Raw genomic sequence first — 15,642 nt, forward strand, 5'->3', positions numbered from 1 at the left:
TGGACGGGGAAATGAGTCCGGGGTTTTAATTTTTGATAAAATAAAAGGAATATGATGGTAAACGTCGAATTATAAATATAATGGAAGCGGTTTCATTAACCGCGTGTAACGGAAAGGGGAATGTTGCAATGCAACTGAACAATTACATCGGAGGTTCTTGGCAGGAAGCTGGAGGGGCGGCTTATACCGCAGTCAAAAATCCGGCAAATGGTACAGAACTGGCGCAAGTAAGATTATCGACTAAGGAAGATGTGAGTCTTGCGGTAAAATCGGCGAAAGAAGCTCAAAAAAAATGGGCGCTCGTTCCCGCACCTAGACGCGCAGACTTTTTATATGAAATTGGCCGGATTATGAAGGAGAAGAAAGAGCATTTGTCACAAGTGTTGACGAGAGAAATGGGGAAAGTAATCGAAGAGGCACGCGGAGAAGTTCAAGAAGGTATTGACATGGCGTTTTACATGGCAGGTGAAGGTCGCCGCATGTTTGGAGAAACGGTGCCTTCTGAGCTTCAGGATAAGTTCGCAATGAGTGTCCGTGCACCAATTGGAGTTGTTGGACTTATTACACCTTGGAACTTTCCTGTTGCAATTGCGACATGGAAATCGTTCCCTGCAATTGTTGCGGGTAATACATTCGTTTGGAAGCCAGCTACGGAAACACCGATGATGGCTTACGAAATGGCGCTTATTTTTGAAGAAGCAGGACTTCCTGCAGGCGTTGCAAATATTGTTTTTGGATCAGGTTCAGAAGTTGGAACAGCGATGATTGAACATCCCGATGTCCGTGTAATTTCATTCACTGGTTCAACGGAAACAGGTCGTCATGTTGCAGAATTGGGCGGACGTCATCTGAAAAAAGTATCCCTTGAAATGGGCGGGAAAAATGCAGTCATTGTAATGGATGATGCTGATATTGATCTTGCAGTTGAGGGGATTCTATGGAGTGCTTTCGGTACGGCGGGCCAGCGCTGTACAGCATGCAGCCGCGTCATCGTGCATAAAGATGTGAAGAAGGAACTCGAGCAGAAATTGGTGGAAGCGATGAAGGTGTTAACCATTGGCGATGGATTGGATGAATCTGTGAAAATTGGACCGGTCATCAATGCAAAAGCGCTTGATAAGATTCATGGTTACGTAGGTATTGGCCAGGAGGAAGGCGCGAAACTTCTTGCCGGCGGAAATATATTGACTGAAGGAGTACTTGCAGAAGGTCATTATTACGAGCCGACGCTATTTACAGATGTGAAGTGGGATAGCCGAATTGCACAAGAAGAGATTTTTGGTCCGGTTGTGTCACTGATTGAAGTTTCAAGTCTCGATGAAGCCATTGAAGTTAACAATAGCGTAAAGTTTGGTCTTTCCAGTTCTATTTTCTCGCGTGATGTCAATAAAGTATTCCGTGCACAGCGTGATTTGGACACGGGAATCGTCTATGTGAACGCTGGGACATCTGGCGCTGAAATCCATCTGCCGTTCGGTGGGACAAAGGGGACGGGTAACGGTCACCGCGATTCCGGTGTTGCGGCACTGGATGTCTTTACGGAATGGAAAAGTATTTATATAGACTTCAGCGGGAAATTACAGCGCGCTCAAATTGACACGGAATAATTCTTAGCGTAAGGGGATGGGGAAATGAAGGTTGTTATACTCGGTGCAGGTTTAATGGGGAAAGAAGCAGCACGCGATCTCGTAAAAAGTGACGACGTCGAAAGAGTATATTTAGCTGACTTGAACGTTAGACAGGCAGAGGATTTTGCGGAAGAATTGATGTCCGACAAGCTTGATATCCTATTACTTGATGCAAAAAACGATGAGCAATTAAGCGATGTCATGGCCCTAGGAGATGTCGTCATCAACGCGCTTTTCTATACGTTCAATGAGAAGGTGGCACGGATTGCTGTCGACATCGGCGTCCATTCCATCGATCTTGGCGGGCACATCGGAGGCGCAACAGATGCGGTGCTCTGCCTCGCTGATAAGGCGATTGCGAAGGGTGTGACGATCATTCCGGATTTAGGGGTAGCACCTGGAATGATTAATATTCTTACCGGTTACGGGGCAAGTAAACTGGATAAAGTCAATTCCATCAAATTATATGTCGGAGGAATTCCGGTAAAACCGGAACCGCCGCTTAATTATAATGTCGTATTTTCATTGGAAGGCGTGTTTGATCACTACACGGATCCTTCCCATGTTATTCGGAATGGCCAACTGTTGGAAGTCCCATCATTATCCGAAATCGAAACCATCATTTTTGATAAATACGGTGAACTCGAAGCATTCCATACGTCAGGTGGCACGTCGACATTGACGGAGTCGTTCCCGAACGTCGATACGCTAGAATACAAGACAATCCGATACAAAGGGCATGCTGAGAAGGTCCAGCTGCTTGTCGACCTAGGATTACTATCTAGGGACAATGAAGTGACTGTAGGTGGCAATAAAGTAAAGGTACGAGACGTTATGCGAGAGCATTTGTCACCGCGGCTTCTCCTGGGTAAGAAATCCGATGCAGTGTTGCTACGTGTTATCGTCAGTGGTGAAAAAAGCGGCATGCCGGTGACCTACCAATACGATCTTATAACTGAAAAAGATATAGCAGTCAACGAGACTGCAATGGCACGGGCAACGGCGAATACGGTTTCCATCGTTGCGCAAGTGATAGGAAATGGCACGATTACTAAACGAGGTGTCCATCCTCCAGAAAACATCATACCTGGTGAATTATATATTAAAGAGATGAAAAAGCGCGGAGTCGTTATTGTAGAAAGTATCGAATCGAACGAAGCACACATTTGATTAGAAAAGCGGAAGGCGCCTGGAAAGGGAAGGCAGTCAAAGGTCGCCGCGTCCTGCGGCAATAAGGAAGGATGCAGTTCAATCCTTCCCTACTGCATGACCTACATCCTGTAGGCATCCGACAGGCATAAGACGGGTTGGCGGAGCGGCGTTCTTTGCCCGGGAAGGATGCAGTTCAATCCTTCCTAGCCGAACCGACTTATGACCCGAGGAGTTGGCGCATGTAGCTAGACAACAAGAAAAGTGGAAGGCGACTGGAAAGGGGGATGGGGAAGTGGACTTCGGATTTACGGATGAACAGAAAATGCTGAGAAAAACTGCACGCCAATTCGTGGATGTAGAGATTATGCCGTATATCCAAGATTGGGATGCGGATGGCGGATTCGACCCGGCAATTTGGAAGAAGCTCGCAGATCTTGGTTTCATGGGGGTTTGTATTCCTGAACAATATGGCGGCAGTGGGATGGATTACAATTCACTTGCTATTTTGTGTGAAGAATTGGAGCGAGGCGATACGGCTTTTCGTACCGCGGTATCAGTCCATATCGGTCTAAACTCGATGAGCATTATGCAGTGGGGAAATGAAGAGCAAAAGCAGAAGTATCTTGTACCTCAAGCAAAGGGTGAGAAAATCGGTGCATTCGGTTTAACGGAACCTGGTGCAGGGTCTGACGTCGCAGCAATGGCGACAACTGCCGTTCGTGACGGGGACGATTATGTATTGAATGGTCAAAAAACATGGATTTCCCTGTGTGATGTGGCGGATCATTTCCTCGTTTTCGCCTACACGGATAAAACGAAAAAGCACCATGGCATCAGCGCGTTTATCGTCGAACGAACGACGCCGGGTTTTTCATCGAAAGCCATCAAAGGGAAGTACGGTATTCGTGCAGGCAATACGGGCGAATTGTTTTTTGAGGATATGCGTATCCCGGCAGCGAACTTGTTAGGGGGAGAAGGTGACGGATTCAAGATTGCCATGGCTTCCCTTGATAATGGGCGCTTCACAGTCGCTGCAGGAGCAGTCGGTTTAATCATGGGCTGTCTCGAAGAAAGCGTGAAATATTGTCATACCAGGGAGACATTTGGTAAGGAAATCGGCAGACACCAGCTCGTCCAACAAATGATTGCCAATATGGAAGCGGGTTATCAGATGAGCCGTCTTCTCGTCTACCGGGCCGGAGAAATGAAAAACAAAGGCTTACGCAATACACGCGAGACGTCGCTAGCGAAATGGCAGGCATGCGATTTTGCCAATAAAGCGGCGGACGACGCAGTACAAATCCACGGCGCTTATGGCTATTCGGATGACTATCCAGTCGCTAGGTTCCTGCGGAACTCAAAAGCGCCGGTTATCTACGAAGGGACACGTGAAATTCATACAATTATGCAGGCGGAATATGTACTTGGATACAGGGAAGACAAGAAATTGAGCAAAATGCTACCGGAATGGCCGTATGAGTGAATAGGCAACCCCTGATGTGCTACATGCATCAGGTTTTTTTCGTGGGAAATTCGTTATTCTGTGATAATGGATAATTCTGATAGATGCGCTGATTCAACTTCTTCTATAAGAAAGAAGCAATATTATGTAACAATCCATAGTGTGAAACGGTCTAATTCTGCTAAAGGGGTGGTAAAGGATATGTTTAAGAAAAGGATGCTATCTTTATTGATGATAATTTTACTAGTATTTGTCGCGGGCTGCAGTACGGGATCAAATCCAAAAACAACCAACAGTACGCCGCCAATTTCGAATGACGTCAAGTTTGGTAAGGGGGATTACAAGAAAATTACCACTGCCAATAATGAATTGGGATTCGAGTTATTGAGTGTAGCCGAAGAAGATGATAATAACAATGTCTTCATTTCACCGGCAAGTTTATTCATGGCGCTGTCGATGGTTTATAACGGTGCGGACGGCAAGACGAAAGAGGAAATTGCGAAGACATTGCATATAGACGGTATGGAGGCGGACGAGCTGAATCAGGCGAATGCTTCATGGCTGACGAAGCTTATGAAAGAAAATGATCAAATTCAATTGAACATAGCCAATTCAATTTGGTTGAATGAAGTCTTTCATTTTCAGGACGATTTTGCGAAAAACAATAATGATTACTTCAATGCTGAAATTCAGGAAATCGACATTGCCGACAGTGATTCCGTAAAAAGGATTAATGACTGGGTTAAAAAGTCGACAAATCAAAAGATAGATGGGGTTGTTGAAGCCCCATTAGATCCTGACTTAGTGACGCTACTCATCAATGCGATTTACTTTAAGGGCGACTGGACACATGAATTTAATAAGGACTTTACTAATGATCAAGCGTTCCGTTTGCTAGACGGCTCTACAAAAGATGTCCCACTGATGTCTCTGAATGAAAAACTTGCCTATATGGAAAATGAACATTTTCAAGCAGTTGAGCTCCCTTATGGCGATGGGGAAATGAGTATGAAAGTGTTTTTACCGAAGGAAGACTCTAGTTTAGAGGAATTCAAGAAACTTCTGACCAATGAGAACTGGGTGAATTGGAGTAAGGAATTTAACGCAAGACAAGGTAACGTATTACTGCCTAAGTTTCAATTGGAATACGAAACGCAGTTGAATGATGCATTGAAGAAACTTGGTATGGGAAGTGCATTTTCAGATTCCGCCGACTTTTCAAAAATGATCAAAGAGGGCCATCCGTTGAAAATTAGCAAGGTAAAGCAGAAAACATTCATTGAAGTAAATGAAGTTGGTACCGAGGCAGCAGCGGTGACGTCGGTAGAAGTGGTTACAGAATCAGCATCCGTCGATGACTCATTTTTTATGGAAGTGAATCGACCATTCTTCTTTACAATTAATGATGATGAAACGAATACCATTCTATTTATGGGTAGTATTTTGAACCCGTAAGACTAGGGACGTATGAGCTAGGCTTAGGAGGGGGGCAATGAAGAAGTCCATCGTTATGATAGGACTAAGAATTCCCCTTACTTCTCACTTCGGCATCAATAGGATTTCTTGTTTCAAACTATTACCTGAGAAAAAGGTAACTCTATTTATCTTATAATGTTAGGCTACGAATGATGAGAGCTTTTCATCTATTCTAGCCTTATTTACAATAGTGCCAAAGTTTATGATAAACTAACTCTTGAAATAACTAACTTAATAATAAGGAGAAATGCCATATGAAAGTCGAGTCTTCATTTAAAGTAGAGCCTGCTTTAAAAATGTCTATCTTTTCACCGGCAATTTTTGGTGATTTAAGAGCGGCCGCTAATGCAAAAAAAGCTACAGGTACTGAAGTTTTTGATTTGAGCCTGGGTAGCCCCGATCTCCCGCCTGATGAAAAGGTCAGAAAAGTCTTATCGGAACAAAGTGCGTTAGCAAGTACATATGGTTACACTTTAGGCGGTACAAAACGCTTTAACGAGGCGGTCGCTAACTATTACCAACGACGTTCAGGTGTTGCGTTAAACCCTGAAACAGAAATCATCCAAACGATGGGATCCCAAGAAGGACTTGTCCATCTGCCTTTTGCTTTCTGTAATGAAGGAGATTTTGTGCTGACAACGAATCCGGCTTATGTAGCTTATGAAGCGGGCATTAAGCTTGCGGGTGCAGTTCCATATGAGATGCCATTGTTAGCGGAAAATGGTTTTTTGCCTGACTTGGACGCAATTCCTGAAGAAGTTGCACAAAATGCTAAATTGCTCATTCTGAATTTACCGGGAAATCCTGTTCCGGCGATGCCGAGCCTGGAATACTTTGAGAAAGTAGTAGCTTTCGCAAAGAAATATAATGTCATCGTGCTTCATGACGCTGCCTATTCCGAATACTATTTCTCAGGTGATTCCCCAGTCAGCTTCTTATCGACACCGGGTGCGATGGAGGTTGGAATGGAAATTAACTCATTATCCAAGAGCTTCAGCCTGGCGGGTGCAAGAATAGCCTATATTGCCGGCAACGCAGAGATGGTGGGTATTATGAAACAGCTTAAATCGAATCTGGATTACGGTACGTTCGGTCCGATTCAGGAAGCTGCAATCGTTGCTCTCGATAATGCCGAAGAAATTACGGATCGTTTGCGGGAAGAATTTTCAGCGCGTCATAAGGTTTTAATGAAAGGGATGGAGGAGATTGGATGGTCAGCCACTCCGTCAAGCGGCGGCATGTTCGTCTGGGCTAAGTATCCGTATGACATGGATGACAAGGCCTTTGTTTTTCATGTGATTGAACAATGTGGTGTCGTCATGGTTCCTGGTAGTATCTTCGGCACAGAAGGCGCTGGTTTCGTCCGGTTGGCGCTTGTTCAGAAGGTGGATGTGATAGAGAAAGCGATTGAACGACTACGGAGTTTAGGTATGTAAGTAGAAGAAGGTTAGCGAGGGGCGGAGATAACCGCCCTTGCTAACCTTTTTATGTGGAATGAATTAGAAAACCTGCTATTACCGCTTCGGCTATCACGTAGGCGCGCCTGCGCTAGATGGTAAATGTAAGAAAGTGTATTGCTTTTTCGGGGATTGCTAAGGCGATTAATATAAGTCCAATACATATGGATAGAGTTGGAAATCATTCTAATACCGCTTCGGCGCTTTGTGGATGCCTCCCGCGATAAGCCAGAAAGAAAACCGCTTTCAGTCTTATCGCTTCGGCTACCACGTAGACGCGCCTTCGCTAGATAGTCTCTATGTAGAAAAGCGTATTTCATTATCGGGGATATGGCCTACAGCTTGTAGTACGTACGTTTTCAATGAAATTAATATCAAATAATAATCACATTATAATCTCAGTCTATACATCTTAAAATCACTTTCAATAATGTACACACCAGCGTAGGCGCGGCAAAGGGGTAGCCGAAGCCTTGAGACTGGATGCGAAGCGCTAATCCAGGCTCATGGCGAGAGGCATCCCCAAAGCGCCAAGCGATCTACAATCCACACTCTGAACCGAAACTCCTTCAATAATGAATACCTAGAAAAGCTGGTAGAAAAAGCTTAAACTTTAGTGACGGGTTAACCAATGCTATACTAGGGTGCTGGGTGTAGAATTGCGTTTTAATTAGCCAAATCGAAGCGCCGTATCGGATTCATTTGAACTCTTTATTATATAGCTATCCTATTTATTGAAAATAGATTCAACGGAATGGAGTTAAAAACTATGGACAAGAAAAAAGGCGGATTGAAGCCGTTTTACTCTCTAATTGTATCAACAGGAATCCCGAAGCTGGCTTTAACTATCGGCTTGACAGCAGGCGTGTTGACGACACTTGCAGGGTTGGTTGTCCCTTTGCTAACGAAAAGCTTAGTGGATGGCTTTTCGGTTGCCTCGCTAAGTATCCCGCTAATGATTGCTATCGGAGTGGCGTTCATTGTTCAAGCGGTAATTGATGGGGTATCCATTTATTCACTTAGTTATGTAGGGCAAAAAGTGGTTGCCAAATTGCGTGAACGAATGTGGACGAAGTTGATTCGTTTGCCTGTCAGTCACTTTGACAAGGAATCGAGCGGAGAAACGGTGAGCCGTGTCATTAATGATACGGGAATCGTGAAAGAATTGATTACGCAGCATTTCCCACAATTCATTACGGGTGTTATTTCGATTATAGGCGCGGTGACAATTCTACTCATTATGGATTGGAAAATGACACTTATAATGTTGATTTCAGTTCCTATAACAGTAGTTATTATGATTCCGCTTGGCAGCAAAATGGCTAAAATTTCACGTGGATTACAAGATGAAACAGCTTTATTTACGGGGCAAATTCAGCAGACGCTCGGCGAAATTCGCTTGATGAAAGCTTCCAATGCCGAGAAGAATGAAGAGGCAAGTGGAAAAGCTGGAATCGGAAAATTACTCGGATTTGGCTTGAAAGAAGCTCGTATTTTTGCTCTGATTGCTCCCTTTATGTATCTAGTTGTCATGGTCGTCATCGTCATGATTATCGGATATGGCGGCATGCGTGTTGCGAACGGCACAATGTCGACAGGTACACTTATTGCATTCCTACTGTATCTATTCCAAATTATTTTTCCAATTACATCATTTGCTATGTTCTTCACGCAATTGCAAAAGGCGAAAGGCGCAACAGAGCGTATTATCGACATTTTGAAATTGCCATTGGAAGAAGGTCAGGATGGCTTAGTGATGGATATCACTGACAAAGTAATTCAGGTTGTGGATGTATCCTTTGCCTATGAAGCGGATGAGCCAGTGATTGGGAACGTGTCTTTTGAGGCGCGACCTGGTGAAATGATTGCATTCGCAGGGCCGAGTGGTGGGGGGAAAACGACGATGTTCGGATTGCTTGAACGTTTTTACGAACCAACAGCTGGTGAAATCCGAATTGGCGGCACGCCCATAAATGAGTTGTCGATGGCATCGTGGCGTAGTCAGATTGGCTACGTTTCACAGGAAAGTGCCATGATGGCCGGAACGATTCGCGAAAACTTATGCTACGGTTTAGAAGATGGTGAAAGTATTCCGGATGAAAGGCTTTGGGAAGTTGCTGAAATGGCTTATGCTGACGAATTCGTCAAAACATTTCCGAAAGGATTGGACACTGAAGTTGGCGAACGAGGTGTGAAACTTTCGGGAGGTCAAAGACAGCGGATTGCCATCGCACGAGCATTTCTACGTGATCCGAAGATATTGATGATGGACGAGGCAACAGCAAGCCTTGACAGTCAATCGGAAAGTGTTGTTCAAGATGCACTGTCGCGATTAATGGAAGGGCGTACAACATTCGTTATCGCCCACAGATTATCCACAATTGTCGATGCAGATAAAATTATTTTCATCGAGAATGGGCAAGTAACGGGCAGTGGAACACATAAAGAATTGATAGAAACACATGCGTTGTATCGTGAATTTGCGGAACAGCAACTGGCTTAACGCTTTAGCCCATACTAAGAGCTCGCAGAAGGTGTCTTTTTACCAGAATGCGGGCTCTTTTTATTCTTTAAATATATTCATTAAACCCATTAAGACGATCACTAGTAGAGAAGTTCCTTTTAGGTTGGACGGTAGGATAGATGACTCTGAAGCGATACTGTGTTAAACTATTCTTACTATTAGTGAGTGGAGGTGAGGAATGATGTTAGATACTGTGTATGCACGTGAATGTTTACTGGAATATTTAGCCACTTCATGTGCGATTACTCATGAAATTACAGTCAACGGGACAAGTCTGTCCTTTTTTAGACAATTTCAGTAATCACACAGCTGTTTGGCATTTCATTCCTTACGATTATTTTTTAAGGGGGAGATCGCTTACACGCGGTCTTTTTTTGATGTCTAGATTTCGGGTGTCTATAGGGCGCTCTGTGCTTTTCTAGAAATGCTTCCAGTTGTGAACATAAAACGGAAGGAAGCGAATAACGATGATATGTACAATTCAACAAGTAAGCAAAATGCTCGGTGGGAATACAATTTTTGAAAATCTTTCTTTGGAGATAAAAACAGGGGATAAGTTAGGTATCGTTGGTAGAAATGGGAGCGGGAAAACGACGTTATTTAAGCTGGTATCGGAAATGGAACAACCAGATAGTGGGGCAATTCATTTTAAAAAGGGTACGAAAATAGGCTATTTAGCGCAAATTCCTATATTTGAAAAAGAAACGACCGGCTTTGATGTGCTCAATAGTGCATTTAAAGAGCTGAAGGAAATGCAGGCGAAAATGTCGGAGTTAGAGACAAAGCTAGCCAATGTCGGAAACGAGGACATGGATAAGTTGCTTCGGGTATATGGGGATTTACAGGAGGAATTCGCGCGTCGTGATGGTTATGCGGTGGACTCGGAAATCGACAAAGTCATCAATGGATTACAGTTGAAATCTTTTGTCGGACGGTCCTTCGGACAATTAAGCGGCGGTGAACAGACGAAGATTATGCTAGGTAAGCTCTTGTTGACGAAGCCGGATTTGCTGCTATTGGATGAACCGACGAATCATTTGGATTTATTTGCTGTCGAGTGGTTAGAAGAATATCTGAAGGATTATACGGGAACAGTCGTCATCATTTCGCATGATCGTTACTTTTTGGATAGTGTCGTGATGAAGATTGCAGATCTTGAAGAAGGAGAGCTCAATCTATATTTCGGGAATTATTCCGCTTTCATCCACGAAAAAGAAGAGCGTCTTATGAGGGAGTTCCAGGATTACGAAGAGCAACAAAAGAAAATCAGGAAAATGAAAGAATCCATTAAACGGCTCCGCCAATGGGCAAATGAAGCCAATCCTCCGAATCCTGGATTGCACCGGCAAGCGCGCAATATGGAACGAGCGCTAGAACGGATGGGAAAGGTAAGGAAGCCACTCATCGATCCGAAGAAGATGACCTTGTCTTTTGAAGCCGCGCCAAGAAGCGGTAAGGAAGTTGTTGTAATGGAAGGAGTCATGAAATCATTTGGTCAACAGGAGCTTTTAAAGGGTGCCGATTTCCATGTATATTGGAAAGATCGAACAGCGATTGTCGGCCGGAATGGATGCGGGAAATCAACCGTACTAAAAATTCTTTTGGGAGAACTTCCAATTGACGCTGGGTTGAGTAAAGTAGGGAATAGCGTGAAAATCGGATTCTTGTCACAACACTTTGAAATCAAAGACCCGAAGGCACGTCTTATTGATGTCTTTCGGGGGGAAGTGAACGTAGCTGAAGGGGAAGCTCGACATATATTAGCGAAATTCATGTTTTACGGTCCAGATGTATTCATGCGAATTGGAGACTTAAGCGGTGGAGAACGGATGCGGCTTCGTTTGGCGCAACTGATGTATCAGGATGTTAATTTCCTAGTGCTTGACGAGCCGACCAATCATTTGGATATTGAGTCACGCGAGGTATTAGAAGAGGCACTTGAAGATTTTGCGGGTACAATTGTTGCGGTTTCGCATGACCGTTATTTCCTAAATAAATTATTCTCCCGCACGGCATGGTTGGAAGAAGGTCTTATTACAACATTTGAAGGGCCATACAATTGGGCTCGCCAGAAGTGGCAAGAGTTTCAAAGTAATAAGGTAGAAGAAGTGATTAAACCTGCTGTAGTCGAAAAACTGAAGTTAGCAAAAGTGAAAGAAGAAGATCTTGAAAACGTCGAAGAATCCATTATAAGGATTGAACTTGCAATTGGAACACTGGAAAAAGAAGCGGCAGACGAAACAGATTGGGTGAACTATGAATTAAGCTTAACGAAGATTGCAATACTGCAAAAAGAGCTAGAGTCTTGTTATGAGAGATGGACGAGTGAAGTAGACTCGTAAAATTAAAACAATCGAAGGTGGGAAAAATAATATGAAAATCATTGTCACCAACAAGATCAAGACAAGGCATTAAAGTTTTATACAGAAGCGCTAGGCTTTGTAAAAAAACATGATGTTCCCAGTGGAGAATTTAGGTGGATTACGCTTGTTTCACCAGGAGAGCAAGAAGGTACTGAGCTTCTGCTCGAACCAGATAATCATCCAGTAGCCAAAGAATATCAAAAGAAGCTGTTTGAAGAAGGCATACCTGTAACCATGTTTGGTGTTGAGGATGTTCGCAAAGAGTACGATAGGTTATTGAAACACGGCGTGAAGTTTACTTTAGAGCCAACAAAAGCAGGTGAAGTCACAATAGCTGTCTTCGACGATACATGCGGAAACCATATTCAGATAATACAGCAGTAACTTTAAGCGGCAAGCAATTATTCATAACAGGATAACCTGCCCCTCGGTAAAAGGGTCGTGATTCATTCGCCGAAAGCGGACCGGAAATAGTCCAGTGAAAATGGCGGTTTTCAAGCCCTTCTCGCCAGTAACTTATGTAAATTAGTAAGAAACCCAGCTAATCTTCACACGAGAAGATAGCTGGGTTTTTAAAGTTGGATATGCAAAATAAATGCGAATTATCGCTCACAGGTACAGACAGCCAAAGCAATCTTCAAAACAGTCACTTGTTCATGATCCTACAAAACCGCCTCCGTCTACATGAAGCGTTTGACCTGTCATATAACTGGAATCTGTAGATGCTAAAAATACATAAGCAGGTGCATTTTCTGCGGGTTGGCCGCGGCGTTTCACTGGTGTATCCGATCCATGCTGTTGCACTTTTTTTGCATCGAACGTTGCTGGGATGAGTGGCGTCCAAATTGGACCGGGTGCTACGGCGTTAACGCGAATCCCTTTTTCTGCTAAATTCAACGCTAGTGAGCGGGTAAATGAAGTAATTGCTCCTTTCGTCGCGGAATAATCTAGCAAGCCGGGGGAACCGTTATACGCCGTTACAGAAGACGTGTTAATGATGGAATCGCCATTTGTCATATGGTTTAAAGCCGCTTTCGTCAAATAAAATAATCCGAAGAAGTTCGTTTCAAATGTTTCTCGGAGTTGATCTGCTGAAATAGCAAAAATATCGTCCTGCGGAAACTGTTTTCCAGCATTGTTTACAAGGATATTCAAACTGCCGAATTCATTAACTACTTCATCGATTAATTGCTCACAATGTTCCTCTTCACTGATGTCGATTCGAATTTTTAGCGCTTTCCCGCCATATTCTTCAATCAATTTAACAGTCATGTTCGCATCGATATCTTCCTGCTCACTTAAATATGCGATAGCGACATTTGCACCTTCCTTTGCATATGCGACAGCAACTGCCCGTCCGATACCGCTGTCTCCACCTGTTATCAATGCGGTTTTTCCTTTTAATTTCCCTGAGCCTTTATAATTCTTATCGTCATAAATCGGGGCTGGATTCATTTCTGCTTCCACGCCGGGTTGCTCGTTTTGTGTCTGTCCTGGAATCTTATTATCAATTTTCTCATACTTATCTTCTGGCAAAGCAATTCCTCCTTACGAATGGTCTTCTTAAGAAATCATTCCCTGTCAATTAATGAACTAAACGAAAAACGCCCAAATTGCCGTAAATGGGGCAATTTGGGCGTTTCGTTCAACAAGGAGGAATGAAGTTCAATTCCTTCCTGTTGCAGCCTCGGAGTGATTGAATTTTATAGAAGTCCAATCCATTTCCAATACGTTGCACTGAATAGAAGGATAAGTAAATAGCCGACAACCGTAAGCACGATACCAGATTTCAGGAAATCCTTTACTGTAAACGAACCCGTACCATAAGCAAGCATGTTTTGCGGTGCGCTGACTGGAAGAAGGAAACCAAAGCTGATAACGAATTGTTGGATCAAAACAAATCCGACACTGTTCGCATCCAAGGAAATCGTCGTTGTAAGCGCGATGAAAATTGGAATAAGTGCCGATGACAAGCTCGTCGCGCTGGCGAATCCTAAGTGAATGAGAATGTTGAACAATGATAGTAAGGCAATCGTCGCTAGGAGCGGCATATTTTCAAGGCCCATTGCGCCGAACACCCGATTGGATAACCATTGGGCGCCTCCTGTATCCAAGAGGACCGTACCAAGTGCGATCCCTACGGCGAAGACGATGATTGTTCCCCACGGAATAAGTTTTTCAACCGTTTTCCATTCGAAGACGCCAATTTTTGGGGAGAGCAAAATCGCAATCGCCACAAGCGTCACGGTCGTCGTGTCAAATGGGTGAAGTACTTCTTCCGTTGACCAGAAGAACAAAAGAGCGAGAGCGACGACAATCAACCGTTTCTCTGAAGATTTCATCGGGCCAAGTTCTTTCAGCTGACCCTGAATCAGTTCCGCGCCACCTTCAACAACTTGCGTTTCAGGCTTAATTAGTTTAATCATAACGAAATACAGGACGACGGACATGATAATTGACCATGGAGCGGCATACATGAACCAAGCTCCCCAGGAGATAGACACGCCCATTTCACTTTCGATGAAACCGAGCGCCACCATATTTTGTGCAGCACCTGTCTTGATGCCGATATTCCAGATTGAGACTGATTGGACGGCAGTGATGACAAGGAGTGCACCAAGACGGCTATTATGTGGTAAACCGAACGCCGCTACCATCCCAAGAAGAATTGGAACAACCGCGCCTGCACGTGCAGTAGCACTTGGCACGAAGAACGCCAGAACAATCGATACAATGATGGCACCAAAGACGATAGCGCCAGTTTTCACGCCTACTTTCGAAAGAATATATAGCGCGAGCCGTTTATGAAGATTTGTGGCCTGCATCGCCGCTGCTAAAAAAAGGGCAGCGGCAACAAGCGCAACCGCGGAGTTTGAAAACCCGCCTAGCGCAAATGTAAGAGCCGCTTTTGTGCCAAGCAAGACATCGGGATTCGCCATATCGGGTGCAAGACCGAGTGTCACAGCAATAAGGCCGATAATCATTGCTGAACTCACAGGATAAGCTACCGCTTCCGTCATCCAAAGAATGACCGCAAACGCCAAAATAGCGAGTGCACGCTGCCCCATAACAGGCAAGTCCTCACCCGAATTAGGCAGAAGCATGATGACAATCATGACGATGAACGCCAGGGCAATCCAATATGGCTTCAGATTACGTTTGGGCTTTTTAATCGTTTCAGCGGTTTCCAACGGTTATCAAACCTTTCTGCTCTATACGTACTTATACTAATTGTACCCATACTATATAGGCGATAAAACACGCAAAAACTACAAAATTTGTAAAAACGAAAAAATCAAAAATTCACCTGAAATACATCATTATTCGAATCGTAAAATGAGGAATCACCACTTGTACCTGTATTATTAATTAGAAACTATAACGTTTAAGAGATTTCTTAATAGAATATTCGTTAACATGGATGAGTACCGTTGATTGTAGTGGAAGCGCTCGACTCCTGCGGGAATAGCATGAGCCTTGAGACCCCGCAGGGAGCGGAGCGGACGAGGAGGCTCAAGCCATGCCCGCGGAAAGCGAGCGCTGGAACGAAAAGCAACTGCTTTAGGTTAATCCTTGTTAT

The 15,642-nt window shown here is 44.0% G+C and carries 10 protein-coding genes and 1 pseudogene; 9 read left to right on the forward strand and 2 right to left on the reverse strand.

Annotated elements, in window-relative coordinates:
- The first annotated feature begins 128 nt into the window (after nt 1–128).
- The 9 genes and pseudogenes from AC25Y6_RS14610 to AC25Y6_RS14650 all read left to right on the forward strand — a co-directional run.
- Nucleotides 129–1,607, forward strand: a complete 1,479-nt coding sequence (locus tag AC25Y6_RS14610; protein WP_488143541.1) for an aldehyde dehydrogenase family protein — start codon at nt 129–131, stop codon at nt 1,605–1,607.
- A 24-nt stretch (nt 1,608–1,631) separates the two neighbouring features.
- Nucleotides 1,632–2,798, forward strand: coding sequence for a saccharopine dehydrogenase family protein (locus AC25Y6_RS14615; protein WP_488143542.1), 1,167 nt, complete (start codon nt 1,632–1,634; stop codon nt 2,796–2,798).
- Nucleotides 2,799–3,072: 274 nt separating this feature from the next.
- Complete coding sequence (locus AC25Y6_RS14620; RefSeq protein ID WP_488143543.1) at nt 3,073–4,263, forward strand: acyl-CoA dehydrogenase family protein; 1,191 nt, start codon at nt 3,073–3,075, stop codon at nt 4,261–4,263.
- A gap of 180 nt (nt 4,264–4,443) precedes the next feature.
- A complete protein-coding gene (locus tag AC25Y6_RS14625; RefSeq protein WP_482105664.1) occupies nt 4,444–5,697 on the forward strand; it encodes a serpin family protein in 1,254 nt (417 codons plus the stop codon).
- A 275-nt stretch (nt 5,698–5,972) separates the two neighbouring features.
- A complete protein-coding gene (locus AC25Y6_RS14630) occupies nt 5,973–7,154 on the forward strand; it encodes an aminotransferase class I/II-fold pyridoxal phosphate-dependent enzyme (RefSeq protein ID WP_482105665.1) in 1,182 nt (393 codons plus the stop codon).
- A 790-nt stretch (nt 7,155–7,944) separates the two neighbouring features.
- Nucleotides 7,945–9,678, forward strand: a complete 1,734-nt coding sequence (locus AC25Y6_RS14635; protein ID WP_488143544.1) for an ABC transporter ATP-binding protein — start codon at nt 7,945–7,947, stop codon at nt 9,676–9,678.
- Nucleotides 9,679–9,880: 202 nt separating this feature from the next.
- Nucleotides 9,881–10,000, forward strand: a complete 120-nt coding sequence (locus AC25Y6_RS14640; protein ID WP_488143560.1) for an RAxF-45 family protein — start codon at nt 9,881–9,883, stop codon at nt 9,998–10,000.
- 166 nt (nt 10,001–10,166) lie between these two features.
- Nucleotides 10,167–12,041, forward strand: a complete 1,875-nt coding sequence (gene abc-f / locus AC25Y6_RS14645) for a ribosomal protection-like ABC-F family protein (RefSeq protein ID WP_488143545.1) — start codon at nt 10,167–10,169, stop codon at nt 12,039–12,041.
- A 51-nt stretch (nt 12,042–12,092) separates the two neighbouring features.
- Nucleotides 12,093–12,446: pseudogene (locus tag AC25Y6_RS14650) on the forward strand (VOC family protein); the annotation flags it as partial.
- 270 nt (nt 12,447–12,716) lie between these two features.
- On the opposite strand, the gene AC25Y6_RS14655 reads toward AC25Y6_RS14650, so the two are convergent.
- Nucleotides 12,717–13,598 (reverse strand): SDR family oxidoreductase, encoded by an 882-nt coding sequence (locus AC25Y6_RS14655; protein WP_482105668.1) that lies wholly within the window; start codon nt 13,596–13,598, stop codon nt 12,717–12,719.
- Nucleotides 13,599–13,765: 167 nt separating this feature from the next.
- Nucleotides 13,766–15,253 carry a DASS family sodium-coupled anion symporter gene (locus AC25Y6_RS14660; protein ID WP_482105669.1) on the reverse strand — a complete coding sequence of 496 codons (1,488 nt, stop codon included), beginning with the start codon at nt 15,251–15,253 and terminating at the stop codon, nt 13,766–13,768.
- Nucleotides 15,254–15,642 lie beyond the last annotated feature (389 nt).

The organism is Sporosarcina sp. Y1004 (genome assembly GCF_057669665.1).